Source organism: Burkholderia stabilis, from assembly GCF_001742165.1.
GTDB classification, from domain to species: Bacteria; Pseudomonadota; Gammaproteobacteria; order Burkholderiales; family Burkholderiaceae; genus Burkholderia; species Burkholderia stabilis.
The window spans coordinates 1,922,381-1,945,767 of the sequence record NZ_CP016442.1; the positions used below are offsets into that span (position 1 = coordinate 1,922,381).

The following is a 23,387-nucleotide window of genomic DNA, read 5'->3' on the forward strand; positions in this document are numbered from 1 at the left end:
ATCGCATCGGGCTTTTTTCATTGCCGGCTTGCCGGCCTGCCACACTCGGTCAGAACGAGATCATCCGGCCCGGGTTGAGCGCGCTCATCACGCTCATCGCGGCCTTCGCGGCCGGGATCGCGATCGGCGACAACTGCCGGCCGAGCGGAATCTCGCGATGGTCGATGCCGGTGAGCATCGAGAAATCGTCGTTGCGGCCGACGAAATCGTCGCAGATCGCCTTGCCGATCCGCACCGTCTGCGCGACGCCGTGGCCACTCCAGCCCTGCACCATGTACATCGGCACGCGGCCGTCGGTCTTGCGGCTGTCGGTCGCGCCGTTCAGCGTGAAATCGCTGACGCCGCTCCAGCAGTAGTCGAGCGCGAAACGGCCGTCGACCTGCGGAAACACCGTGTTCAGCCGCGTCAGCAGATACGCGTTGACGTCGGGCTGCGCCCAGCAGCTGCCGGTGCCCTGCCCGCCGAACAGCAGGCGGTTGCCGCGCACCGGCCGGTAGTAGTCGATCTGGAACTGCGTGTCGTACACGGGCATGCCGGCCGGCATCAGCGTCGCGACATCGACATCCAGCGGCTGCGTGACGCTCACGTAAGTGAAGAACGGCACGGTGGTCGTCGCGCCGTCGTCGAGCAGCCGGAACGTCGTGTTGTGCAGCGCGAGCACGACGCCCTTGCGCGCGGTGATCGTGCCGCCCGGCGTCGTCGCGACGACGCCCTCGGGCGTCTCGTCGAGTTCGAGCACTTCGGTGCCTTCGAACAACGCGCCGCCGTTCAGCCGGAAGCCGTGCACGAGGCCGCGCACCAGCGCGAGCGGATGGATCTGGCCGCCGGTCGCATCGACCGCCGCGCCGTGATACAGCCCCGAGCGCACGTACTCGTCGTGCAGCTGATGGCGGCCGACGAGCGTCACGCCCGCGTCGCCGAGATGGCGCCGCGCGTCCGCGCCGTCGAGCAGCGCGCTCATGTGGCCCGGGTGGACCGCCGCCGTCACGTGGCCGCGCTTGCGATCGAGATCGAGCGCGTAACGCGCGCCGATCGCGTCGATCAGGTCCATCGATTCGGCCGACGCGAAGCGCCACAGCCGTTTCGCGTCGTCGTGCGACAGGTGGTCGATCATGTCGACGGCTTCCCAGCGCGCGAGGCCGGGCGTGAGCTGCCCGCCGTTGCGGCCCGAAGCGGCCGAGCCGACGTGATGCTTATCGACGAGGATCGTGTCGACGCCCGCTTCCGCGAGATGCAGCGCGGCCGATGCGCCGAGCAGGCCCGCGCCGATCACGAGCACGTCGCACACGGCGTCCTGTGTGAGCGGTGTGCCGTTTTCGTGGCGCGACAGCGAGGCTTCGTACCAGTTCGCCGGGCGATCGCCGTCGTAGCGGGCAGGATCGCACCAGTTCCAGTTGTCTTTTTCGATATTCAGTTGCGTTTGCCCGAAACGCGATTCATCCAGAATCAGGGGCTTGTTGTTGTCAGTCATGATTGCACTTGCATGGTCTTGGGCCGCCTGTCGATGAGCCATCTGGCTTCGCGGGTGGGGCAGCCGGTTCCACTTGGGTGTCAACGAAAAAAAGGGGCGTGATGGCCCGTGTTGACGGCAGACACGATCGTGTTGCCTGGGTCCCGGACCGTGCAGGAGCACGCTTTGAAAGGTGCCGGGACACCCAATTTCTACACCGCAGAAATAATTCTACAGTGTAGAATATGCTTTCGTCAAGTTTACAGCCGGGCCGGCACCGGCCGTCAGAGCGCATCGATGAAAGACAAACCCGCCCAGGGCCCGCGCGGCCTCGACAAGGACGCGATCGTCGCGGCCGCGCTCACGCTGCTCGAAGACGTCGGCGAAGCCGCGTTCAGCGTACGCAAGCTCGCGCAGTCGGTCGGCTGCGACCCGATGAGCGTGCTGTACCACTTCAAGTCGAAGGACGGGCTGAGCCGCGCGATCGCGAACGCGCTGTCGCGCTCGGTCGTGCCGGTCGACGATGCGCTGCCGTGGCGCGAACGGCTGCGCGACCTCGCGCGCCAGTATCGCGCGCTCGCGCTGCGCCACCCCGCCGCCTTCGCGCTCCTGCAGCGTCACATGAGTACCGGGCCGGCCGATCTCGCGCACATCGAGGCCGTGCATCGCGCGCTGGTCGACGCCGGCATCCCGCGCGCGGCGCTGCCGTCCGTGTGCGTCGGCTGGTATGCGAGCGTGATCGGGCTCGCCGCGGCCGAAGCCGGCGGCCTCACGCGGCCCGCGAACGACGTCGAGCTCGCGGAAATGAACGCGCTGCCCGACACCGACCATCCGCTCGTCAAATCCACCGCGCCGCTCTATGCGCAGCTCGATCCGGCAGCCGTGCACGACACGATGCTCGACGTGCTGCTCGACGGCATCGCGCAACGCGCGCAGGCTGCCTGACCGGGTCGCCCGCCGCAAACGAAAAAGGCGCCCCAAAGGGCGCCTTTTCATGACGATTGCCGCGAACCGCGCTCAGTGCTGCTGCGCGATGCCGATCTTCACCATGACCTGATCGACGATTTGTTCGGGCGTCAGCTCGATGCTGACCTCGATCGCTTCGTCCGGACCCGGCTCCTCGAGCGTGTCGAGCTGGCTCTTCAGCAGCGACGGATCGAAGAAATGGCCGGTGCGGCTCTTCAGGCGCTCGTGCAACATCTCGAACGACCCCTTCAGATACACGAACCGCACGTCGGTGTCGGTGCCGCGCAGCACGTCGCGATACGACCGCTTCAGCGACGAGCACGTGAATACGGCCGTCTCGCCCGCGTGCTGCTTTTCCTCGATGGCCGCACGAATCGTGCGCAGCCACGGCCAGCGGTCGTCGTCGGTCAGCGGAATGCCGTGGTGCATCTTTTCCTTGTTCGCCGCGCTGTGAAACGCGTCGCCGTCGGTATAGCTGCACGACAGGCGTTCCGCCAGCATTTCGCCGATCAGCGACTTGCCCGCGCCCGACACGCCCATTGCGATCAGAATCATTGACTACCCCTTGTTACAAAACCAGGCTCAGCAGCAGCGTGAAGCCCAGACCGAGCACCGAGATGATGGTTTCGAGCAACGACCAGGTCTTGAACGTCTGACCGACCGTCATCCCGAAGTATTCCTTGATCAGCCAGAAGCCGCCGTCGTTCACGTGCGAGAAGATCAGCGAGCCCGAGCCCGTCGCGAGCACCAGCAGCTCCGGGCTGACCGTCGTGCCGGCCGCCGCCGCGATCGGCGCGACGATGCCGCAGGCCGTCGTCATCGCGACCGTCGCCGAGCCCGTCGCGAGACGCATCAGCGCCGCGACGAACCAGCCGAGCAGCAGCGGCGACAAATGCGCGTGCTTCGCGGTCTCGACGATCTGTTGCGAGATCCCGCTGTCGCGCAGGACGCCGCCGAAGCCGCCGCCCGCACCGACGATCAGCGTGATCCCGGCGATCGGCGCCAGGCACTCGCTGCAGAACTTCTGGATCTGGTCGCGGTTGAAACCTTGCAGCTTGCCGAACGTGAAGAAGCTCACGAGCACGGCGATCAGCAGCGCGACGTCCGAGTTGCCGGCGAAGCGCAGCAGGTTGTTCGGCAGCGACTTCGGCGTGAACAGCAGGTCGGCCCAGCTGCCGACGAGCATCAGCGCAACGGGCAGCAGGATCGTGAACAGCGTGATGCCGAAGCTCGGCAGCTCGCGCTTGCTGCCATCCGCGCGCGAATCGACGAACTGTGCGGCGAGCGGGTTGTTTTCCGGCAGCTTCACGAACTTCGAGATCGTCAGCGCGAACAGCGGGCCCGCGATGATCGCGGTCGGCACGCCGACGATCAGGCCGAACGCGATCGTCTTGCCGATATCGGCGCCGTATTGCTGGACGGCCAGCAGCGCGGCCGGGTGCGGCGGGATCAGCCCGTGCACGACGGACAGGCCGGCCACCATCGGCAGGCCGACGACGAGCAGCGACTTGCCGGTGCGCTTCGCGACGTTGAACGCGATCGGGATCAGCAGCACGAAGCCGACTTCGAAGAACACCGGCAGGCCGACGATGATCGCGACGAACATCATCGCCCAGTGGATGTTCTTTTCACCGAACCAGTCGATCAGCGTGGTCGCGATCCGTTCGGCGCCGCCCGATTCGGCCATCATCTTGCCGAGCATCGTGCCGAGGCCGACGACGATCGCGATGTGGCCGAGCGTGCCACCGGTGCCCGTCTCGAACGACTTGACGATCTTGTCCATCGGCATGCCGACGACGAGGCCGAGGCCGAGCGACACGATGATCAGCACCAGGAACGGGTAGATCTTGAAGCGCGCGATCATCAGGATCAGCGCGGCGATCGCGATCAGCGTGAATACGAGCAGCATGCTGCCTTGGACAGCCCCCATGTGGCACTCCTCCTAGAATTGTTCGAACCGGGCGAGTTGTTGCGAGTATGCCCGGCTATGCAGGTCTCCGGAACACGGGGGGTCCCCCACCCCGTCAGGACGCTGAATTTTACTTATCTTTACGGCCTGCGGATAGAACCGGTTCCATCAGCAAAAACCCTCGGTAAAACAAGCACATGCGCTTGTCGTCCGAGGGTTGATTCGTCATTTCATACAAGTATTAACGGGAGAGCTGGCTCGCAGCTTGCGCGAGGCGCGTGACTTCGGCCCAGTCCTGCGCGGCGAGCGCGGCTTTCGGCGTGAGCCACGAGCCGCCGACGCAGACGACGTTCGGCAGCTTCAGGAAATTCGGCGCGGTCTCGACCGTGATGCCGCCCGTCGGGCAGAACTTCAGGTTCGGGAACGGGCCGTGGAACGCCTGCAGCATCGGCACGCCGCCCGCCTGCTGCGCGGGAAGAACTTCACGATCTCGTAGCCGAATTCGAGCGCCTGGATGATGTCGCTCGGCGTCATCACGCCCGGCAGCAACGGCAGGCCCGCGTCGAGCGACGCGAGGTGCAGGTCCTTCGTCAGGCCCGGCGACACGCCGAACTTCGCGCCCGCGCGCTTCGCCTGCGCGCAGTGCTCGGGTTTCGTGATCGTGCCGACGCCGACGACGATGTCGTCCGCGAGCTGGCTCGCGCGCTGGATCGCTTCCAGGCCGGCCGGCGTGCGCAGCGTGATCTCGAGCACCTTCACGCCGCCGGCATGCAATGCGCGCGACACGTGTTCGCCCTGCTCGACCGAGTCGAATGCGAGCACCGGGATGACCGGGCCCAGCTTCACGATTTCACCAATCGTCTTCATCGATAACGCTCCTTGAAATTCATGCGGCGACGCGGGCGGCCGTTTCGCCGACCAGCGTCCCGAAAACCGATGCGCCCTGCTCGGCCGGCGCGGCAGCCGCGCGGAACACGCCGAACAGTTCGCGCCCGAAACCCACCTCGTTCTCTGCCTGGTGCAGCGGCTGCGCGACCGGGCGCGCGTGCCACTCGGCCTCGTCGACCTCGATGTCGAGCACGCCGGCTTCCGCGTCGATCACGAGCGTGTCGCCCGTCTTCACCTTGCCGAGCGGGCCGGCCAGCAGCGCTTCCGGCGACACGTGGATCACCGCCGGCACCTTGCCCGACGCACCCGACATGCGGCCGTCGGTCACCAGCGCGACGTGGAAGCCCTGATCCTGCAGCACGCCGAGCAGCGGCGTCAAACGGTGCAGTTCGGGCATCCCGTTCGCGCGCGCGCCCTGGAAGCGCACCACCGCAACGAAATCGCGCTTCAGCTCGCCCCGATCGAACGCTTCCTGCACGGCCTCCTGCGAATCGAACACGATCGCGGGCGCCGTCACCTTGCGGTGCTCGGGCGCGACCGCCGAAATCTTGATCACGCCGCGGCCGAGCCGGCCCTGCATCAGGCGCAGGCCGCCGTCCGGCTGGAACGGGTCGCGGATGCCGCGCAGCACCTTCGTGTCGTGGCTTTCCGCGGTGCCGTCGACCCACGTCAGCTTGCCGTCGATCAGCTTCGGCTCCTTCGTATAGTGCGACAGGCCGCGGCCCGCGACCGTCGTCACGTCTTCGTGCAACAGCCCGCCTTCGAGCAGGTTGCGCACCAGGAACGCGACGCCGCCCGCTGCGTGGAAATGGTTCACGTCGGCCTTGCCGTTCGGGTAGATCTTCGCGAGCAGCGGCACGACGGCCGACAGCTCGTCGAAATCGTTCCAGTCGATCAGGATGCCGGCCGCGCGCGCGATCGCGACGAGGTGCAGCGTGTGGTTGGTCGAGCCGCCCGTCGCGAGCAGCGCGACGATCCCGTTGACGATCGCCTTCTCGTCGATCACATGGCCGATCGGCGTGTAGTGGCCGCGCTCGACCGTCAGGTCGAGCACGCGGCGCGCGGCCTCGGCCGTCAGCGCGGTGCGCAGCGGCGTGTGCGGATGGACGAATGCCGAACCCGGGAGATGCAGCCCCATCAGCTCCATCAGCATCTGGTTGCTGTTCGCGGTGCCGTAGAACGTGCAGGTGCCGTGGCCGTGATAGGCGGCCGATTCGGCTTCGAGCAGCGCGTCGCGGCCCACCTGGCCGGTGGCGAACTGCTGGCGGATCTTCGCCTTGTCGTCGTTCGACAGGCCGCTCGTCATCGGGCCGGCCGGCACGAAGATCGTCGGCAGGTGGCCGAACTGCAACGCGCCGATCAGGAGGCCCGGCACGATCTTGTCGCAGATGCCGAGGCAGAGCGCCGCGTCGAACATGTTGTGCGTGAGCGCGATCGCCGTGCCCATCGCGATCGCCTCGCGCGAGAACAGCGACAGCTCCATCCCCGCGTTGCCCTGCGTGATGCCGTCGCACATCGCCGGCACGCCGCCCGCGAACTGCGCGACACCGCCGTTCTCGCGCGCGGCGACCTTGATGATCTCGGGGAAATCCTTGTACGGCGCATGTGCGGACAGCATCTCGTTGTACGAGGACACGATGCCGATGTTCGGCTCGCGGATCGCCTTGATCGCGAACTTGTCGCTGCCCTCCAGGCCCGCGAAGCCGTGCGCGAGGTTCGCGCACGACAGCGCGCCGCGCGCCGGGAACTTGCCCTGCGCGCCGTCGATGCGCTGCAGATAGGCGGAACGGGTCGATTGGCTGCGGGCGATCACGCGTTCGGTGACCTTCGCCAGAGTGGGGTGCAGCGACGTCATGCTGGGCGCTCCTGTATGCCGGCCGACACCGGCGGTTGGAATCGTGGGGACGGTCGAGTGCCTCGACAGAACGAAGTCAGTCTAGTAGAAAAACTACACGCATGCAATGCGGATTGATGCCCGCGCAACCCTCATTCCCGCCACCAGCAAGGCTTTACTTAGTGAAAACCCTAATTCTCCTCGCTGATACCCCGTTGAAAGCATTACGATGTCGCTAGTATTTTTATGTAGATTTTCTACAATTCGATTGCGATACACTCGCTCATCCGAACCCGATTTCCATCTGCCGCCCCATGCTGCCTCGCATTGAAGCGATCCGCGCCGAACTGCGCCCGTCCGAACGCAAGCTCGCCGACTACATCCTCGCCGCGCCGCGCGAGGTGCTCGACCTTGCGATGACCGAGCTGTCGACGCGCGCGGGCGTCAGCCAGCCGACGATCGCGCGCTTCTGCCAGGCGCTCGGCTGCAGCGGCTTTCGCGAATTCAAGATCCGGCTCGCGCAGAGCGTCGCGCCGGGCGTGTCGTCGGTGTATCGCGACGTCGAGCCCGACGAACCGGCGCCCGGCATCATCGGCAAGGTGTTCGACCGTACGATCGGCGCGCTGATCGAAGTGCGCAACAGCCTGTCCGCGGGCAGCGTCGCCGATGCGATCGCGCTGCTGTCGAACGCGTCGCGCATCGAGTTCTACGGCGCCGGCGGCTCGGGCATCGCCGCGCAGGACATCCAGCACAAGTTCTTCCGGCTCGGCGTGCCGAGCGTCGCGTATTCGGACCCGCACACGTTCTCGATGTCGTCGGCGCTGCTCGGGCCGCACGACGTGGTCGTCGCGATCTCGAACACGGGGCGCACGCGCGACATCGTCGACGCCGCACGCTCTGCGCTCGCGTGCGGCGCGAAAGTCGTCGCGATCACGCAGAGCCATTCGCCGCTCGCGAAGCTCGCGACGGTCAGCCTCGCGTCGAACGTCGCCGAGGAAACCGACGTGTTCTCGCCGATGACGTCGCGCATGTCGCATCTCGCGATCGGCGACATCCTCGCGGTCGGCGTCGCGCTGTCGCGCGGCCCCGCGCTGATGGAACGGGTCGGCCGCGCGAAGGAAGCGATCACGCGCCGCCGGATCGACGATGGCGCGAAGGATTGAAAAGGCTCTGCGCATAACCCGGCACATCACTCGCCGCGTAAACGACGAACGGCGCCCCGAGGGGCGCCGTTGCGCATCGATCGACGCAGGCCGCCTAGCCGGCCGCACCGCTCAGAACGGCTTGATCACCACCAGCGCGACCGCCGCGAGCATGCCGAGCACCGGCAGTTCGTTGAACACGCGATACCACTTGTCGGTGCGGCGGTTCTCGCCGCGCTCGAACACCCGCAGCAGGTGGCCGCAGTACGCGTGATAGATGACGAGCAACAGCACGACCGTCACCTTCGCATGAATCCAGCCCTGCCCCTGCCCGATGCCGATCACGAGCCAGAGCCACAGCCCGCAGGCCAGCGCCGGCACCGCGATCATCGTCATGAAGCGGAACAGCTTGCGCGCCATCAGCAGCAGACGACGCACGGCGGCCGGATCGGTCTCCATGGCCAGATTCACGTAGATGCGCGGCAGGTAGAACAGCCCCGCGAACCACGCGGCGATCAGAACGATATGGAACGTCTTGACCCAGAGCATTGCCATCGGTTGTGCGCCTCGCTTTACTGACGGCCTTCGCCGTGTCCGAGCACGACGTACTTCAGCGACGTCAGCCCTTCCAGGCCGACGGGGCCGCGCGCGTGCAGCTTGTCGTTCGAAATGCCGATTTCCGCGCCGAGGCCGAATTCGAAGCCGTCCGCGAAGCGCGTCGACGCGTTGACCATCACGCTCGCCGAATCGACTTCGCGCAGGAAGCGCATCGCGCGGTCGTGATCCTCGGTGACGATTGCATCGGTGTGATGCGAGCCGTAATGGTTGATGTGCTCGATCGCGGCGTCGAGGCCGTCGACGACCTTGATCGCGAGCACCGGCGCGAGATATTCGGTGTGCCAGTCTTCCTCGGTCGCATCGACGAGCGGGCCGACGCCCGCATCGGCGAGCACCGCGCGCGCGGCCGCATCGACGCGCAGCTCGACCTGCTTGTCGCGATACAGCTTGCCGAGCGGCGGCAGCAGCTTCGCGGCGATGCCGCTCGAAACGAGCAGCGTCTCCATCGTGTTGCAGGTGCCGTAGCGATGCGTCTTCGCGTTGTCGCAGACGGTCAGCGCCTTGTCGAGATCCGCGCGATCGTCGACGTACACGTGGCAGATGCCGTCCAGGTGCTTGATCATCGGCACGCGCGCCTCGTTGATCAGGCGCTCGATCAGGCTCTTGCCGCCGCGCGGCACGATCACGTCGACGGATTCGGTCATCGTGATCAGCTTGCCGACCGCCGCGCGATCGGCGGTTTCGACGACCTGCACCGCGTCCTGCGGCAAGCCGGCCGCGGCGAGCCCTTCGCCGATCAGCTTCGCGAGCGCCGTATTCGATTCGAGCGCTTCGGAGCCGCCGCGCAGGATCGTCGCGTTGCCCGACTTCAGGCACAACGCGGCCGCGTCGATCGTCACGTTCGGACGCGACTCGTAGATGATGCCGATCACGCCGAGCGGCACGCGCATCTGGCCGACCTGGATCCCGCTCGGGCGGAACTTGAGGTTGCCGATCTCGCCGATCGGATCGGCGAGCGACGCGACCTGGCGCAGGCCTTCGACCATCGTGTTCAACGCCTTGTCCGACAGCGTCAGCCGGTCGATGAACGCCGCATCGAGCCCCTTTTCGCGGGCGCGGGCGACGTCGCGCGCGTTCGCATCCTTCAGCGCCTGCGCGTCGCGTTCGATCGCGCGGGCCACGGCGTCGAGCGCCGCGTTCTTCGCGGCCGTGCTGGCGCGCGCCATCGCGCGGGAAGCGTGCCGGGCGCGACGGCCCAGGTCGGTCATGTACTGATCGATATCCATCGTGTGACTCGAGAAGCGAACCGCGCTCGGCGGCATGAATTCGTGGGGAAACTCGGGGCGGCCATCCGTGCGGAGTGGCCATCCGCGGCGCGGCGGCCGGAACGGCGCCCGGCTATCGAAGCATTGTAAGCGGGTTGCGCAGCGCGCGCTGAAGGCCCGGAGGGACTTAACGCCGCACGCGACCCGCGGTCGGCGGTCGCTCGCCGCGCGCACCCGCCACCGTCATCGCGAGCTGGAACAGCCCGTCCCACGGATCGGGCGGCGGTTCGTCCTGCGTACGGCGGCCCGGCATGACGGCCGTGAGCCCCTTGACCTGCCGGTCGAGCTTCGCGGCGAACGCGAGCGCCTTCTCGAGCACGGCTTCCGACACGCGGTTCAGCGCGGGGCCGATCAGCCGCTCGCGCGGCCCCCATACGCGGTTCTCGCGCAGCAGCGTCGCCAGCGGCTTGCCGGCCGTCGTGCCGCGCTTGATCCGCAGCAACGTGCGCAACTCTTCGACGACGGCCCACATCACGAGCACGATCGCCTCGCCCTCGCCCTTCAGCCCGTCGATCATCCGCGCGAGCCGCGCGGCGTCGCCGGCGAGCATCGCCTCGTTCAGCTTGAAGACGTCGTAGCGCGCGACGTTCAGCACGGCGTCGTGCACCTGCTCGAACGACAGCGCGCCCTGCGGATACAGCAGCCCGAGCTTCTGGATTTCCTGGTGCGCGGCGAGCAGGTTGCCCTCGACGCGCTCCGCGATGAACTGCAGCGCGCGACGCCCGTCCTCGCCGGGCGCGGCGCGCTGGCCCTGCATCGCGAGACGCTGGCCGATCCAGTTCGGCAGTTGCGCGCGGTCGACCGGATCGATCTTCAGCGCGACGCCGCCGTTCTGCAGCGCGGTAAACCACGCGGATTTCTGCGTGGCCGCATCGAGACGCGGCAGCGTGACGAGCATCAGCGCATCGGGATTCGGCGTGGCCGCGAGCGTCTTCAGCGCATCGGCGCCTTCCTTGCCGGGCTTGCCCGACGGAATGCGCAGCTCGATCAGCTGGCGCTCGCCGAACAGCGACATCGCCTGGGTCGCGCCGAGCAGCACGCTCCAGTCGAAGCCGCGCTCGACCGTATGCACCGAACGATCGGTGAAGCCGGCTGCGCGCGCGGCCGCACGAATGCGGTCGCACGCTTCCTGCGCGAGCAGCGGCTCGTCGCCGTAGACGGTATAGAGCCCGGCCAACCCCTTCGCGAGGTGCGGCTCCAGCGCATCAAGTCGCAATTGCATCGGTGCGTGCGCCGTCGATCAGAGCGGCGGCGGCGGCAGCGGCGCGCGCGGCGCGACGCCCGGCACGACGTCTTCCGGCGCCGGCGTCAGCGAGTGGACGATCGCGAGACGCCGCATCAACTGGTCGACGGCATCGTTCTGCATGTCGCCGTACAGGATGTCGGCTTCCTGCGCCTTCGCGTTCGTGTACTGATCGCTGTACGTCATCGCGCGGTTCAGCGCGATCACGCTCGGCGGAATCAGCACGGTGCCGTCCTTGCTCGTCAGCACGTAGTTCAGCGTGTAGAACAGCGCGTATTCCTGCGCCGAGCCGTACTTGTTGAGCGTCAGCGTGTTCTGGCCACGCGACTCCCACATGCGCAGCACGGCGTCGGCGTCATCCGCCGACTTGACGATCTTCGTGTCGCTGCCGGCCTCGACGAGGCGCGTGAGCCGCGCCTCGACGGGCGCCGGCGCGCCGGCCACCAGCAGGTGCTTGAACGCGTAGTCCTGCTGGCCGCGCAACTGGAAGCCGCATGCCGACAGCGCGAGTGCGCTGCCGACGAGCATCAAAAACGATCTGCGGATCACCTTCGCTCCTTCTGTGTACGTCCGACGGCCAACGGCCGTCAGACGACGATGTTCACGAGACGGCCCGGCACGACGACGATCTTCTTCGCCGGCTTGCCGTCGCTGAACTTCGCGAATGCGTCGTCGGCCACCGCCGCGGCTTCGATCGCCTCGCGGCTCGCGTCCTTCGCGACCTTCAGCGCGCCGCGCACCTTGCCGTTCACCTGCAGCACGAGTTCGATCTCGGCCTGCTCGAGCGCGGCCTCGTCGACCTTCGGCCACGGCGCATCGAGCAGCGGGCCGAATTCGTCGGCGTAGCCGAGCGCCTTCCACAACTCGAACGTGACGTGCGGCACGACCGGGTACAGCACGCGCAGCAGCACGCCGTACGCTTCGCGCAGCACGCCGGGCGTCGCGCCCTTCGCACCGTCGATCGCATTCAGCATCTTCATCGCGGCCGACACGACCGTGTTGTACTGCAGGCGCTGGTAATCGAAATCGGCCTGCTTCAGCACGCTGTAGATCTCGCGGCGCAGCGCCTTGTCGGCTTCGCCGAGCGCAGCCGCGTCGAAGCCCGCGCGCGCGACAAGCGCTTCGCGGTTCGCGTAGCCAAAGCTCCACACGCGGCGCAGGAAGCGGCTCGCGCCCTCGACGCCCGCACCCGACCACTCGAGCTGCTGCTCGGGCGGCGCGGCGAACATCGTGAACAGGCGCGCGGTATCCGCGCCGTACAGGTCGATCAGCACCTGCGGATCGACACCGTTGTTCTTCGACTTCGACATCTTCTCGATGCCGCCGAGCACGACCGGCTGGCCGTCGGCGTTCAGCGTCGCACCGACCGGGCGCCCCTTGTCGTCGAACGTGACGGTCACGTCGGCCGGGTTGTACCAGGTCTTCTTGCCCGATGCGTCTTCGCGGTAGAACGTCTCGTTCAGCACCATCCCCTGCGTGAGCAGGTTCTTCGCCGGCTCGCCGAACTTCACGAGACCGAGGTCGCGCATCACCTTGGTCCAGAAACGCGAATACAGCAGGTGCAGGATCGCGTGCTCGATGCCGCCGATGTATTGATCCATCGGCATCCAGTAGTCGGTGCGCGCGTCGACCATCGTGTCGGCGTCCGGCGCCGTGTAGCGCGAGAAGTACCACGACGAATCGACGAAGGTATCCATCGTGTCGGTTTCGCGCTTCGCGGCCGCGCCGCACTTCGGGCATGCGCAGTTCAGGAACGCTTCCGACTTCGCGAGCGGGTTGCCCGAGCCGTCCGGCACGAGGTCTTCCGGCAGCACGACGGGCAGATCCTTCTCCGGCACCGGCACGTCGCCGCACGACGGGCAGTGGATGATCGGGATCGGCGTGCCCCAGTAGCGCTGGCGCGACACGCCCCAGTCGCGCAGGCGCCACGTGACCTGCTTGTCGCCGAAGCCGCCGGCGTTCAGGTCGGCGGCGACCGCGTCGATAGCGTCCGCATAGCGCAGGCCGTCGTACTTGCCGCTGCTCACGCAGACGGCGGTTTCCTTGTCGCCGTACCACTCCTGCCAGGCATCGAGCGAGTACGCCTGGCCTTCGGCCGCGATCACTTGCTTGATGGGCAGGTCGTACTTCTTCGCGAACGCGAAATCGCGCTCGTCGTGGCCCGGCACGCCCATCACCGCACCTTCGCCATAGCTCATCAGCACGTAATTGCCGATCCACACCTCGACGGGTTCGCCGGTCAGCGGGTGCGCGACCGAGAAGCCCGTCGCGACGCCCTTCTTCTCCATCGTCGCGACGTCGGCCTCGGCGACACCGCCGCGCTTGCATTCGTCGATGAACGCCAGCAGCTCGGGCTTGTCCTGCGCGAGGCGCGTGGCGAGCGGATGCTCGGCCGCGATCGCGCAGAACGTGACGCCCATGATCGTGTCGGCGCGCGTCGTAAACACGCGCAGCAGCTTCTTCTCGCCGTCGAGTTCGTACGGGAAGCCGAAGTTCACGCCGAAGCTCTTGCCGATCCAGTTCTGCTGCATGATCTTCACGCGCTCGGGCCAGCCGAGGCCTTCGAGGTCGTTCAGCAGCTCATCGGCGTACTGCGTGATCCGCAGGTAGTACATCGGGATCTCGCGCTTCTCGACGAGCGCGCCCGACCGCCAGCCGCGGCCGTCGTTCACCTGCTCGTTCGCGAGCACGGTCTGGTCGACCGGGTCCCAGTTCACGGTGCCCGTCTTCTTGTACGCGATGCCCTTCTCGAGCATCTTCAGGAACAGCCACTGGTTCCACTTGTAGTAGTCGGGCTTGCACGTCGCGATTTCGCGCGACCAGTCGATCGCGAGGCCCATCGACTGCATCTGGCCCTTCATGTAGTCGATGTTGTCGTAGGTCCACTTCGCGGGCGGCACTCCGTTCGCCATCGCGGCGTTCTCGGCCGGCATCCCGAACGCGTCCCAGCCCATCGGCATCAGCGTGTTGTAGCCGTTCATCCGCAGATAGCGGTACATCACGTCGTTGATCGTGTAGTTGCGCACGTGACCCATGTGCAGCTTGCCGGACGGGTACGGCAGCATCGACACGCAGTAGAACTTCGGCTTCTGCGAATCTTCCTTCGTCTTGTAGGCATCGGCTGCGCGCCAGTCGCCCTGGGCGGCGGCTTCGACGTCGGCGGGTACGTATCTCTCGTGCATGGTGTGGTTCGGACTAGGCTTTAAGCGACGCGACGGCTCGCGCGCAGGAGTGGATCGAAAATCGTGCTTGCCCGGCGGACATGCAGGTTCGCTGTTGCCGGACCTGTTCACGGTTTCCGGATATTTTCCGGGTAACCCGAAGCATGCCCGGGTAGCCTGGAAAATTCCGGGTTACCTGAAAAAGGCTGCCAACCGGGAAAAACGTTGATTATACCGCCCGCGCCGGCCCATTCGGCCGGTCTTGCGGCGTACGGCCGATCCCGCGGCAGGCGCGGGCCGGCCAGGCAATCCGCTCAGCGGTTCGCCGGTACGGCAGACGGCGCGACGGAACCGCCCGCCTGCGGCGGCACGTCGGTCACGAAGCCGATCCGCGTGAGGCCCGCGGCCTGCGCGGCGCCCATCACCTGCGCGATCACGTCGTAGCGCGTCGCGCGGGATGCGCGCAGCCGCAGCTCGGGCGGCGCGCCGCCCGCGGCGGCGGCCCGGAAGCGCGCGGGCAGCGCGTCGAGCGCGACCGGCGCGTCGTCCCAGTACAGCTTGCCCGCGTCGTCGATCGACAACGTCACGGATTGCGGCGTATCGCGCGCGACGCTGGCCGCGACCTTCGGCAGATCGAGCCGGATCGCGTGCGTCATCAGCGGCGCGGTAATGATGAAGATGACGAGCAGCACGAGCATCACGTCGATCAGCGGCGTCATGTTGATCTCCGCCATCGGCGCGGACGTCTTGTGGTGCTCGAGCCCGCCGAATGCCATGGTTGCTCCTCCGGGATGGGCGCGTCAGGCTTCCTGCGCGCACACGAACACGTGCAGGTCGCGCGCGAAGCCGTCGAGTTCCTCGGCGAGCTGCCGCACGAGCCGCCCGAGGATGTTGTACGCAAGCACCGCCGGAATCGCGACGACGAGCCCGAACGCGGTCATGATCAGCGCCTCGCCGACCGGCCCCGCGACGTTCTCGATCTGCGCCTGCCCGCTCGCGGCGATGCTGCCGAGCGCGTGGTAGATGCCCCACACGGTGCCGAGCAGCCCGACGAACGGCGCGGTGCTGCCGATCGACGCGAGCAGCACCTGGCCAAACTCCAGGCGCCGTTGCGAGCGCAGCATCGCGTGGCGCAACGCGCGCAGCACGCGCTCGCTGCGCTCGACGCGCGCGGCCAGCGCAGCCGGATCGTGATCGTCGGCCGCGTCGCGCGCAGCTTCGGCAAGCGGCACGAACACGCGCTCGCGATCGGCGCCGGCGAGCGCGGCGATACCCGCGTCGAGCGACGGCGCGCGCCAGAACGCGGCGAGCGCGCGCGGCCCCTGCCGCTTTGCGCGGATCAGCAGCCAGGCTTTCATGAAGAGGAAGCACCAGCTGGCGACGGACATCGCCAGCAGCACATAGGCGACGGCGTGCGTGATCGCATCGCCGCTTTCGAGGTAGTGGACAACGCCGGTGGGTATCGCCATCGGAGTTTCCCCGTTGTGTCAGCGCAGGCCGAGCACGTCCTGCATGTCGAACAGGCCGGCGCCACGCGCCGACAGGAAATGGACCGCGCGCAGCGCGCCTTGCGCGTACGACACGCGGCTCGACGACTTGTGCGTGATCTCGATGCGCTCGCCGATCCCGGCGAACAGCACGGTGTGATCGCCGACGATGTCGCCACCGCGCACCGCGGCAAAGCCGATCGTCGACGGATCGCGCTCGCCCGTCACGCCGTGGCGGCCGTACACCGCGCACTCGTCGAGCGAGCGGCCGAGCGCGCCGGCGACGGCTTCACCCATCATCAGCGCGGTGCCCGACGGCGCATCGACCTTGTGACGGTGATGCGCCTCGATGATCTCGATGTCGTAGCCGTGCGAGAAATGCTTCGCCGCGAATTCCAGCAGCTTCAGCGTGACGTTCACGCCGACGCTCATGTTCGCCGCGAACACGATGCCGATCTTGCCCGCGGCGGCCTGCAGTTCGGCCTTCTGCTCGGCGGTGAAGCCGGTCGTGCCGATCACGAGCTTCACGTCGTGGCGCAGCGCGGCCTCGATGTGCGCGATCGTGCCTTCCGGCCGCGTGAAATCGATCAGGTAGTCGGCCTGCGCGAACACGGCGTCGAGGTCGTCGGTCAGCTTGATCCCGGTTTCCTTGCCGAGGAACGCGCCCGCGTCCTGGCCGAGGAACGGCGAACCGGCGCGGTCGAGCGCGCCGACGAGCTGGGCGTCGGGATCGTTGAGAACGGCTTCGATCAGCATCCGGCCCATTCGGCCCGATGCACCGGCAATCGCAATCTTCATGGCTTTCTACACGACAGGTCTAAAGGCGGGCGGCGCATGCCGCCCTGGTTCCGCAAGCCGGGCTTACTGCGCCGGCGCGGTGAGCGGCTGGTTCTGCAGGTTGTCGGAGCCTTGCGGGCCGACCGGCGGCGACGCCTCATTCGACACGTTCGGTTGCGGCGGACGATGGAACTGGAACTGCGGCTGGATCGCCGGCGCGGCGCCCGGCGGCTGGCCGCCCGGTACCGGCGCGCCGCCCGAAGCCTGCGCGGACGGCGTGAAACGACGTCCGGCCGAACCCTGCCCCGACACCTGGTTGGTCGCGCGGTTCGCCGCGCGGGCAGCCTGCGCGTTCGCATCCTGGTCGACCGCTGCGCCGGAGGCCGGCGCGACGGACGGGCTGGCGACGACATCCGGCACCGGCGTACTCGCCGCCGCCTGCGCCTGCGCGGCGCTCGCCGCAGCGGCTTCCGACGCCTTCTTCGCCGCCGCGGCCGCCTTCGCCTTCTTGCCGCCGCGATCGCCGTCGATGTCGGCCAGCAGGTCGAGTTCGGACGGCAGATTGTCGGCGCCGCTCCAGCCCGCGAGGCGATCGCCCGAGAACGTCACGACGAGGTCGCGCTGCTGGACGATCGCCGTCGAGCCGCGCTTGAAGTAGAAGAGGTAATCCCAGCGGTCGGCGTGGAACATGTCCGCCAGCAGCGGCGTGCCGAGCAGCGCGCGCACCTGCTCGCGCGTCATGCCGACCTGCAGTTGCGCGGCTTTCTCCTGCGACACGAAGTTGCCTTGCACGACGGTGATCCGATAGGGCGTGATGCTCTGCGCGATGCGCTGCGTCACGCTGTCGTATGACGAACAACCCGCCAGCGCGGCAACGGCGGCGGCAGCGATGATGGCACTCCGCATGCGACTCCTCTGAAAGTGCGAAAGCGATTCTGGGATCATTTCCTTCACCGTGCTGGCCCGCATCGCGGGCCGCGCGTGTATCTGGAACGGCGAAAAGCCGGTAACATTGAAGCCCTGCATTGTACTCTAGGGATGCCTAGCCATGACCAATCCGACGGATCTCAAGAATATCGGGCTAAAGGCCACCCTACCGCGCCTCAAGATTCTCGAGATCTTCCAGCAGAGCCCCGTGCGCCACCTGACGGCAGAAGACGTCTACCGCAATCTGCTCAACGAGCAGCTCGACATCGGGCTCGCCACCGTCTACCGCGTGCTCACGCAGTTCGAGCAGGCCGGCCTGCTCTCGCGCAGCAACTTCGAATCCGGCAAGGCGGTGTTCGAACTGAACGAAGGTTCGCACCACGACCACCTCGTGTGCCTCGATTGCGGCCGCGTCGAGGAATTCTTCGACGCCGAGATCGAAAGCCGCCAGCAGGCGATCGCGAAAGAGCGCGGCTTCCGCCTCCAGGAACACTCGCTCGCGATGTACGGCTCCTGCACGACTGAAAACTGCCCGCACCGCAAGCACTGAATCGCGCCACCCGCGCACGAAGCACGGCCCGGCCGGCATCTCGCCGCCCGGGCCGTCTTCTTTTCGGGATAGCGCCGCGCGTCGCGCGGGCCGGTTCGGAACGCTTACGAAAACCCTTCGGCCTTCTCCCGCGGCCTACGGCCGAAACACGGCACGCGGCACGCGCTACGCGTCGCGTCAGGCCGCGCTTGCGCGAACCGGCTCGAACTCGAGCGCCCACGCGCTGCCGAGCGGGATCTCGTCGCAATTCGGCTGCGGGCCGCCGCGATCGACGATCACGAAATCGCTGACCGCGTCGAGCGCGAGCAGCGGGTGATGCCAGACACCTTTCGCATAGTTCACGCCCTGCCAGCCTTCGGCCAGGAACGCGCGCATCGCATCGGGCCGGAACTCGCCGGCCGGCGCGACGACGACCGCGTAACGCGACACGGCCGCGAGCGGGATGAACGCCTGGCTGCCGTGCGGATGGCGTTCCATCAGCGTGATCGCGACCGGTAGCGCGCGCGGCTGCGCACGAAACACGCTGACGAGCGGCCGGCCGCCGTCCGCGCAGACGTCGACCGTCGCGAGGTCGTGGAAGCGCTCGGTCGTGCCGCCGTTGATCGGGAAATGCCGTGCGCCTTCGAGCGCGATCACGTCGCCGAACGGCGCGAACGCTTCGCGGGTCAGGCGCTCGACGCGCAGGATGTGCGGTTCGCTCATGCTCATGCCCTCCTTCAAGCCGGCTCGCCCCACAGACGCAGGCGCGACACGCCGCCGTCCGGGAAGATGTTGAAACGCACATGCGTGACGGGGCCGAGCGCCGCGAGCTGGTCGAACGTGTGCACGTGGTCCATCGTCAGCTTCTGCTCGCCGAGCAGTTCGGCCCAGAACATCGCCTGCGTGACGAGCGAATCGTCGGTGCCGCCCGCCACCCGCGCGGCCTGCAGCGAGCAGCGATCGGGGAAGTTGCCCTTGAAGAACGCCGTATCGACCTCGACGCGCCTGATGATGCCCGGCCGCGCCAGCGCGACGATCGCCCAGTCGTTGCCGGGCTCGCGGCGGCGCCGCGTTTCCCAGCCGTCGCCCATGTTCACGCCGCGCCCCGGCATCAGCATCTGCGACGCCGGGCCGAAGTGCTGGTTGTTCGCGGCCACCAGATAACCGCCGTTCTCGATCGCCGCGAGGTCGACGAGTTCGCCGGCCGGCACCTGGCGCCAGTCGCGTTGCGGCTGGCCGTACACGCGCAGCCGCGCGAGGCCGCCGTCCGGATACAGGTTCACGCGCAGGTGTGTATACGGCTGCGTATCGTCGACGCTCACGTAGTGATGCGAATTGCCCTGCAGCGTCGTCGCGGGGACGATCGTTCGCCATTCGGCTGTGTCCGGCGGCGTATCGCCGTCGGCGACGCACGCGTCGATCGACGCGGCCGGCGGGAAGTTGCCGGTGAAGTGGCTCGTATCGAGGTCGACACCGTGGATCACGCCCGGCCGCGCGAGCCGCACCACGCAGAAGTCGTGGCCGGTCGTACGCTTGCGGCGCGTTTCCCAGCCGTCCATCCACTTGCCGTGGTCGTCGTACTTGCCGGGAATGAACACGGCCGGCTCGGGGTTCAGCATGCGCTCTTTCGGCGCGAAGAATTCGTCGCTCGCGAACAATGCCTGCGCACCGAGGCGCGGGTCGGCGAGGTTCATGTAACGCCGCGTAAACGCCGGCGCGTTCGGATCGAGGATGGGGGCTGCCATGTCGTCTCCATAAATTTGAAAAGCGCCGGTGCATCGAGGCGCCGGCCGCATGTCTTCGATCGCGCGGGACAACCAGGGGAAAGCCGCCCCGCGCGGCGGCGCGCTCAGAGCGCGTGGGCCTGGTCGCCCGCGACCGGCGCCGGGTTGCCTTCCTCTTCGGCCGGCACGTAGCGCAACTCGCGATTCAGCACGCGCGTCGCGCGGGCGCGGTCGATGTCGTTCTCCCACACCGCGACCACGACCGTCGCGACGCAGTTGCCGATCAGGTTGGTCACCGCGCGGGCGATCCCGACGAACCAGTCGACCGGCAGGATCAGCACAAGGCCGAGCCCCGGAATCGCGGGAATCGCCGACAGCGTCGCCGCGAGAATCACGATCGCCGAGCCGGGAATCCCGTGCGCGCCCTTCGACGTGACGAGCGACACGAGCAGCACGACGATCAGGTCATGCGTCGACAGCGGCGTGTTGGTGGCCTGCGCGATGAACAGCACGGCGAGCGTCAGGTAGATCGAGAAGCCGTCGAGGTTGAACGAGTAGCCGGTCGGGATCACGAGGCCGACCGTCGAATCCTTGACGCCCATGTATTCGAGCTTGCGCATCACCTGCGGCAGCACCGCGTCCGACGACGCCGTACCGAGCACGATCGACAGTTCCTCGCGCAGGTAGCGGATCAGCTTGAACACCGAGAAGCCCGCGAGCCGCATCACCGTGCCGAGCACGACCGCGACGAACACGAAGCAGCTCAGGTAGAACACGGCAACGAGATAACCGAGCTGCTTGAGCGACGCGACGCCGTACTTGCCGGTCGTGAACGCGATCGCGCCGAGCACGCCGAGCGGCGCGAGCTTGATGATGAAGCCGATGATACGGAAGAACACGTGCGACAGTTCCTCGATCAGCGAGTTGACGCGCTGCGCCTTGTCGCCGAGCAGCGACAGCGCGGAGCCGAACAGCACCGCGAACACGAGGATCTGCAGGATGTCGCCCTTCGCGAACGCGTCGATCGCGGTCTCGGGGATGATCTTCATCAGGTAGCCGGCCGTGTCCTTCAGGCTTTCGGCGTTCTTCGCGTATGACGCGAGCGACGACGCGTCGAGCGAGCGCAGGTCGATGTTCATCCCGACGCCCGGCCGCGTGAGCCACGCGAGGATGAGGCCGATGCCGAGCGCGAGCGTCGTCATGATCTCGAAGTAGATGACGGCCTTCAGGCCGACCCGGCCGACCTTCTTCAGGTCGCCCGCATTGGCCATCCCGCTGACCACGACGCAGAACACGATCGGGCCGATGACCATCTTGATGAGCTTCAGGAAGCCGTCGCCGAGCGGCCTTAACGATTCGGCGAAATGCGGGAAGAACGCGCCTAGCGCGATCCCCAGGATCAATGCGACGACTACCCGGCCAAACAGCGAATTGAGGAATTTCGACACGGCGCTCTCCCGATCCAACGGTTGCAGTTTCGTCTGTTCATACTGGTAAGACCAGTGATGTTATGGTGGATAGTAGGAAGCCGATATAGTCGCGTCAAGGACGGACGAAATAGGGATTTCCCGCCCCTCCCCACCCGCTCGAGACGCACCGGACAGGGGCAGATCGTGGCTTTCCCGTAGGGCGGTCATGCACCGCCTGCGTGCGGATTACAATGCCGGTCAGACCGGCCAAAGTTCACATCATGAAAAACGTTCCGCATACCGTGACCGACGCCGCCATCGCGACGATCCGCGACCGGATCGAGGCAGGCGTGTATCCGGTCGGCAGCCTGCTGCCGGCCCAGCGCCAGCTCTCCGAGGAGCTGGAGATCAGCCGTGCGTCGCTGCGCGAAGCGCTGTCGACGCTCGAGGCGCTCGGGATGCTGCGCATCCGCGCGGGCAAGGGCGTGTACGTCGAAAGCGCGCAGGCGACGGCCGCGCATGCGTGGCGGTTCGCCGAGCAGTCGTCGCCGCCCGACACGTACCAGATGCGCTATGCGCTCGAAGGGTTCGCCGCGCGGATGGCCGCGCACGTCGTCACCGACGACGACATCGCATGGTTCGAGGACAACCTCGCCGACCTGCACGTCGCGCTGACCGAAAGCGCGCTCGACGAAGCATCGCAGCTCGACTTCGACTTCCACATGCGGATCATCCATCTCGCCGGCAATGCGGCGATCGAATCGGTGCTGCGCAGCAGCGCGGACATCATGAAGGAAAGCCAGCGCATGCCGTTCTACCGGCGCGAGCTGCTGCTGTCGACGTGGCACGAGCACCGCGCGATCGTCGACGCGCTGATCGCCCGCGACGCGGCAGCCGCGGGCACCGCGATCGAAACCCACATCGCGAACGCCGCGCAGCGCGCGGGCATCTTCTTCCCGACGCCGCGCGCGTAACCTCCGGCGCGCGCGGCAAGCGCCGCAGCCGCCGTCCGGTCGTACCGGTCAACCTCCCGACGGATCGCGATACGCGAGCGCGCGCTCGATGAACGCGCGCGCCGCGACGCTGCGGTACGCGCCCTTGCGCGTGAGCAGCGCGGCCGTGCGCGTCGGCAGCGGCGGATCGATCTCCAGCGCGCACAGGTCGCCGCTCCCGCGCGCGATCGCATCAGGCAGCACCGTCGCGAGCCGGCCGCGTCGCACGAGCTCCAGCACCGCGCTGATCGTATTCGTCTCGATCGCGATCAACGGCCGCGCGCCATGCTCGATGAAATACCGGTCGATGCTCTCGCGCGTCGCGAACGCGCGACTCAGCAGCACCAGCGGCTCGCCGCAAAGCTCGGCCGGCGTCAGCGCGCGGCGGCGCCGCGCGAGTCGATGCGTGCGGCCCGTCACGAGCGCGAGCGGTTCGTCCCACAGCGGCAGCGCGTCGATGTCCGGCGCGCGCGGCGGCACGAACGCGAAACCCGCATCGAGCCGGTCGTCGGCGAGCAGCGCCTCGATGCGCTCCTGCGGCATCGCGTCGATCGTCAGCGCGACGTTCGGATAATCGGCATGGAACGCGTCGATCAGCGAACCGCTCAGGTAGGCCGCGAAGGTCGGCATCATCGCGAGTCGCAGCGAACCGCTGCCGAGATCGGCGACGTCGTGCAGCGCACGCTGCCCCGTGTCGAGCTCGTGCAGCGCCGCGCGCGCATGGCGCGCATAGACCTCGCCGAATTCGGTGAGCTGCACCGTGCGGCCCGAGCGGTCGAACAGCTGCACGCCGAGCGTTTCCTCGAGCTGGCGGACCTGCTGCGACAGCGTCGGCTGCGACACGTGCAGCACGTCGGCCGCACGCGTGAAACTGCGCTGCTCGGCGACGGCCAGGAAATAGCGAATGTGGCGGAGAAGCATCGCGGCTCGTGTATTGGCTTTACCAATGGATACCATAACGATCCAGTCTTGGACGCTATGGCTCGATTCCCGCATCATACGCACATCCGCTCCTGCCCACCGCGTCTGGCCGCGCCGGAGCGGCCCGTCCGGGCCCGCCCTTCCC

21 protein-coding genes and 1 pseudogene are annotated in these 23,387 nt (G+C 67.4%); 4 read left to right on the forward strand and 18 right to left on the reverse strand.

The genetic code is table 11. The features are described 5' to 3' along the window. Positions 1-49: 49 nt before the first annotated feature. The gene (locus BBJ41_RS08925) at positions 50-1,471 is read right to left on the reverse strand and encodes an NAD(P)/FAD-dependent oxidoreductase (protein WP_069746206.1); all 1,422 of its coding nucleotides are present in this window, start codon (positions 1,469-1,471) and stop codon (positions 50-52) included. Positions 1,472-1,747: 276 nt separating this feature from the next. Here BBJ41_RS08925 and BBJ41_RS08930 point away from each other — a divergent pair, with 276 nt between their 5' ends. Beyond that, positions 1,748-2,395 carry a TetR/AcrR family transcriptional regulator gene (locus tag BBJ41_RS08930; protein ID WP_069746207.1) on the forward strand — a complete coding sequence of 216 codons (648 nt, stop codon included), beginning with the start codon at positions 1,748-1,750 and terminating at the stop codon, positions 2,393-2,395. 72 nt (positions 2,396-2,467) lie between these two features. On the opposite strand, the gene BBJ41_RS08935 is transcribed toward BBJ41_RS08930, so the two are convergent. From BBJ41_RS08935 to edd, 4 genes and pseudogenes are all read right to left on the reverse strand, one after another. After that, positions 2,468-2,971 (reverse strand): gluconokinase, encoded by a 504-nt coding sequence (locus tag BBJ41_RS08935; protein WP_069746208.1) that lies wholly within the window; start codon positions 2,969-2,971, stop codon positions 2,468-2,470. Positions 2,972-2,984: 13 nt separating this feature from the next. Next, complete coding sequence (locus tag BBJ41_RS08940; protein ID WP_069746209.1) at positions 2,985-4,346, reverse strand: GntP family permease; 1,362 nt, start codon at positions 4,344-4,346, stop codon at positions 2,985-2,987. 220 nt (positions 4,347-4,566) lie between these two features. Further along, positions 4,567-5,192, reverse strand: a pseudogene (gene eda, locus BBJ41_RS08945) (bifunctional 4-hydroxy-2-oxoglutarate aldolase/2-dehydro-3-deoxy-phosphogluconate aldolase). Positions 5,193-5,211: 19 nt separating this feature from the next. Further along, a complete protein-coding gene (gene edd / locus BBJ41_RS08950) occupies positions 5,212-7,068 on the reverse strand; it encodes a phosphogluconate dehydratase (protein ID WP_069746210.1) in 1,857 nt (618 codons plus the stop codon). Positions 7,069-7,361: 293 nt separating this feature from the next. Between edd and BBJ41_RS08955 the strand changes: the two genes are divergently transcribed. Continuing rightward, entirely contained in the window at positions 7,362-8,210 is an 849-nt protein-coding gene (locus BBJ41_RS08955; RefSeq protein WP_011350936.1) for a MurR/RpiR family transcriptional regulator, read from the forward strand. 111 nt (positions 8,211-8,321) lie between these two features. On the opposite strand, the gene BBJ41_RS08960 is transcribed toward BBJ41_RS08955, so the two are convergent. The 9 genes from BBJ41_RS08960 to BBJ41_RS09000 form a co-directional block, all read right to left on the reverse strand. Continuing rightward, positions 8,322-8,744 (reverse strand): CopD family protein, encoded by a 423-nt coding sequence (locus BBJ41_RS08960; RefSeq protein WP_006760213.1) that lies wholly within the window; start codon positions 8,742-8,744, stop codon positions 8,322-8,324. Between the two features lie 17 nt (positions 8,745-8,761). Beyond that, positions 8,762-10,033, reverse strand: coding sequence for a glutamate-5-semialdehyde dehydrogenase (locus BBJ41_RS08965; protein ID WP_069746211.1), 1,272 nt, complete (start codon positions 10,031-10,033; stop codon positions 8,762-8,764). A 166-nt stretch (positions 10,034-10,199) separates the two neighbouring features. After that, positions 10,200-11,294, reverse strand: coding sequence for a DNA polymerase III subunit delta (gene holA, locus BBJ41_RS08970; RefSeq protein ID WP_069746212.1), 1,095 nt, complete (start codon positions 11,292-11,294; stop codon positions 10,200-10,202). An 18-nt stretch (positions 11,295-11,312) separates the two neighbouring features. Next, the gene (locus BBJ41_RS08975; protein WP_069746213.1) at positions 11,313-11,864 is read right to left on the reverse strand and encodes an LPS-assembly lipoprotein LptE; all 552 of its coding nucleotides are present in this window, start codon (positions 11,862-11,864) and stop codon (positions 11,313-11,315) included. A 38-nt stretch (positions 11,865-11,902) separates the two neighbouring features. Further along, positions 11,903-14,497 (reverse strand): leucine--tRNA ligase, encoded by a 2,595-nt coding sequence (gene leuS / locus BBJ41_RS08980; RefSeq protein ID WP_069746214.1) that lies wholly within the window; start codon positions 14,495-14,497, stop codon positions 11,903-11,905. 293 nt (positions 14,498-14,790) lie between these two features. Further along, positions 14,791-15,252, reverse strand: coding sequence for an ExbD/TolR family protein (locus BBJ41_RS08985; protein ID WP_069746215.1), 462 nt, complete (start codon positions 15,250-15,252; stop codon positions 14,791-14,793). A 24-nt stretch (positions 15,253-15,276) separates the two neighbouring features. Continuing rightward, complete coding sequence (locus BBJ41_RS08990; protein ID WP_069746216.1) at positions 15,277-15,945, reverse strand: MotA/TolQ/ExbB proton channel family protein; 669 nt, start codon at positions 15,943-15,945, stop codon at positions 15,277-15,279. An 18-nt stretch (positions 15,946-15,963) separates the two neighbouring features. Then, positions 15,964-16,761 carry a 4-hydroxy-tetrahydrodipicolinate reductase gene (gene dapB / locus BBJ41_RS08995; RefSeq protein WP_069746217.1) on the reverse strand — a complete coding sequence of 266 codons (798 nt, stop codon included), beginning with the start codon at positions 16,759-16,761 and terminating at the stop codon, positions 15,964-15,966. A 63-nt stretch (positions 16,762-16,824) separates the two neighbouring features. Then, positions 16,825-17,646, reverse strand: coding sequence for an outer membrane protein assembly factor BamE (locus BBJ41_RS09000; protein WP_069746218.1), 822 nt, complete (start codon positions 17,644-17,646; stop codon positions 16,825-16,827). 142 nt (positions 17,647-17,788) lie between these two features. On the opposite strand from BBJ41_RS09000, the gene fur reads away from it, so the two are divergent. Then, complete coding sequence (gene fur, locus BBJ41_RS09005) at positions 17,789-18,217, forward strand: ferric iron uptake transcriptional regulator (RefSeq protein WP_006400349.1); 429 nt, start codon at positions 17,789-17,791, stop codon at positions 18,215-18,217. A 177-nt stretch (positions 18,218-18,394) separates the two neighbouring features. Here fur and BBJ41_RS09010 read toward each other — a convergent pair whose 3' ends face one another. The 3 genes from BBJ41_RS09010 to BBJ41_RS09020 form a co-directional block, all read right to left on the reverse strand. After that, positions 18,395-18,919, reverse strand: a complete 525-nt coding sequence (locus BBJ41_RS09010; RefSeq protein WP_069747640.1) for an ureidoglycolate lyase — start codon at positions 18,917-18,919, stop codon at positions 18,395-18,397. A 14-nt stretch (positions 18,920-18,933) separates the two neighbouring features. After that, positions 18,934-19,941, reverse strand: coding sequence for an allantoicase (gene alc / locus BBJ41_RS09015; protein ID WP_069746219.1), 1,008 nt, complete (start codon positions 19,939-19,941; stop codon positions 18,934-18,936). A 104-nt stretch (positions 19,942-20,045) separates the two neighbouring features. Continuing rightward, positions 20,046-21,368: a C4-dicarboxylate transporter DctA gene (locus BBJ41_RS09020; protein WP_069747641.1), complete on the reverse strand. Its 1,323-nt coding sequence runs from the start codon at positions 21,366-21,368 to the stop codon at positions 20,046-20,048. 212 nt (positions 21,369-21,580) lie between these two features. Between BBJ41_RS09020 and BBJ41_RS09025 the strand changes: the two genes are divergently transcribed. After that, entirely contained in the window at positions 21,581-22,303 is a 723-nt protein-coding gene (locus BBJ41_RS09025; protein WP_083281832.1) for a FadR/GntR family transcriptional regulator, read from the forward strand. Between the two features lie 48 nt (positions 22,304-22,351). On the opposite strand, the gene cynR is transcribed toward BBJ41_RS09025, so the two are convergent. Next, on the reverse strand, positions 22,352-23,242 hold the full coding sequence (cynR, locus tag BBJ41_RS09030; protein WP_069746221.1) for a transcriptional regulator CynR: 891 nt from the start codon (positions 23,240-23,242) through the stop codon (positions 22,352-22,354). Positions 23,243-23,387 lie beyond the last annotated feature (145 nt).

Coding starts and splice junctions, on each gene's coding strand:
- BBJ41_RS08925 (WP_069746206.1), bottom strand. CDS start 1,471: ATGACTGACAACAACAAGCCCCTGATTCTGGATGAATCGCGTTTCGGG.
- BBJ41_RS08930 (WP_069746207.1), top strand. CDS start 1,748: ATGAAAGACAAACCCGCCCAGGGCCCGCGCGGCCTCGACAAGGACGCG.
- BBJ41_RS08935 (WP_069746208.1), bottom strand. CDS start 2,971: ATGATTCTGATCGCAATGGGCGTGTCGGGCGCGGGCAAGTCGCTGATC.
- BBJ41_RS08940 (WP_069746209.1), bottom strand. CDS start 4,346: ATGGGGGCTGTCCAAGGCAGCATGCTGCTCGTATTCACGCTGATCGCG.
- edd (WP_069746210.1), bottom strand. CDS start 7,068: ATGACGTCGCTGCACCCCACTCTGGCGAAGGTCACCGAACGCGTGATC.
- BBJ41_RS08955 (WP_011350936.1), top strand. CDS start 7,362: ATGCTGCCTCGCATTGAAGCGATCCGCGCCGAACTGCGCCCGTCCGAA.
- BBJ41_RS08960 (WP_006760213.1), bottom strand. CDS start 8,744: ATGGCAATGCTCTGGGTCAAGACGTTCCATATCGTTCTGATCGCCGCG.
- BBJ41_RS08965 (WP_069746211.1), bottom strand. CDS start 10,033: ATGGATATCGATCAGTACATGACCGACCTGGGCCGTCGCGCCCGGCAC.
- holA (WP_069746212.1), bottom strand. CDS start 11,294: ATGCAATTGCGACTTGATGCGCTGGAGCCGCACCTCGCGAAGGGGTTG.
- leuS (WP_069746214.1), bottom strand. CDS start 14,497: ATGCACGAGAGATACGTACCCGCCGACGTCGAAGCCGCCGCCCAGGGC.
- BBJ41_RS08985 (WP_069746215.1), bottom strand. CDS start 15,252: ATGGCATTCGGCGGGCTCGAGCACCACAAGACGTCCGCGCCGATGGCG.
- BBJ41_RS08990 (WP_069746216.1), bottom strand. CDS start 15,945: ATGGCGATACCCACCGGCGTTGTCCACTACCTCGAAAGCGGCGATGCG.
- dapB (WP_069746217.1), bottom strand. CDS start 16,761: ATGAAGATTGCGATTGCCGGTGCATCGGGCCGAATGGGCCGGATGCTG.
- BBJ41_RS09000 (WP_069746218.1), bottom strand. CDS start 17,646: ATGCGGAGTGCCATCATCGCTGCCGCCGCCGTTGCCGCGCTGGCGGGT.
- fur (WP_006400349.1), top strand. CDS start 17,789: ATGACCAATCCGACGGATCTCAAGAATATCGGGCTAAAGGCCACCCTA.
- BBJ41_RS09010 (WP_069747640.1), bottom strand. CDS start 18,919: ATGAGCGAACCGCACATCCTGCGCGTCGAGCGCCTGACCCGCGAAGCG.
- alc (WP_069746219.1), bottom strand. CDS start 19,941: ATGGCAGCCCCCATCCTCGATCCGAACGCGCCGGCGTTTACGCGGCGT.
- BBJ41_RS09025 (WP_083281832.1), top strand. CDS start 21,581: ATGCCGGTCAGACCGGCCAAAGTTCACATCATGAAAAACGTTCCGCAT.
- cynR (WP_069746221.1), bottom strand. CDS start 23,242: ATGCTTCTCCGCCACATTCGCTATTTCCTGGCCGTCGCCGAGCAGCGC.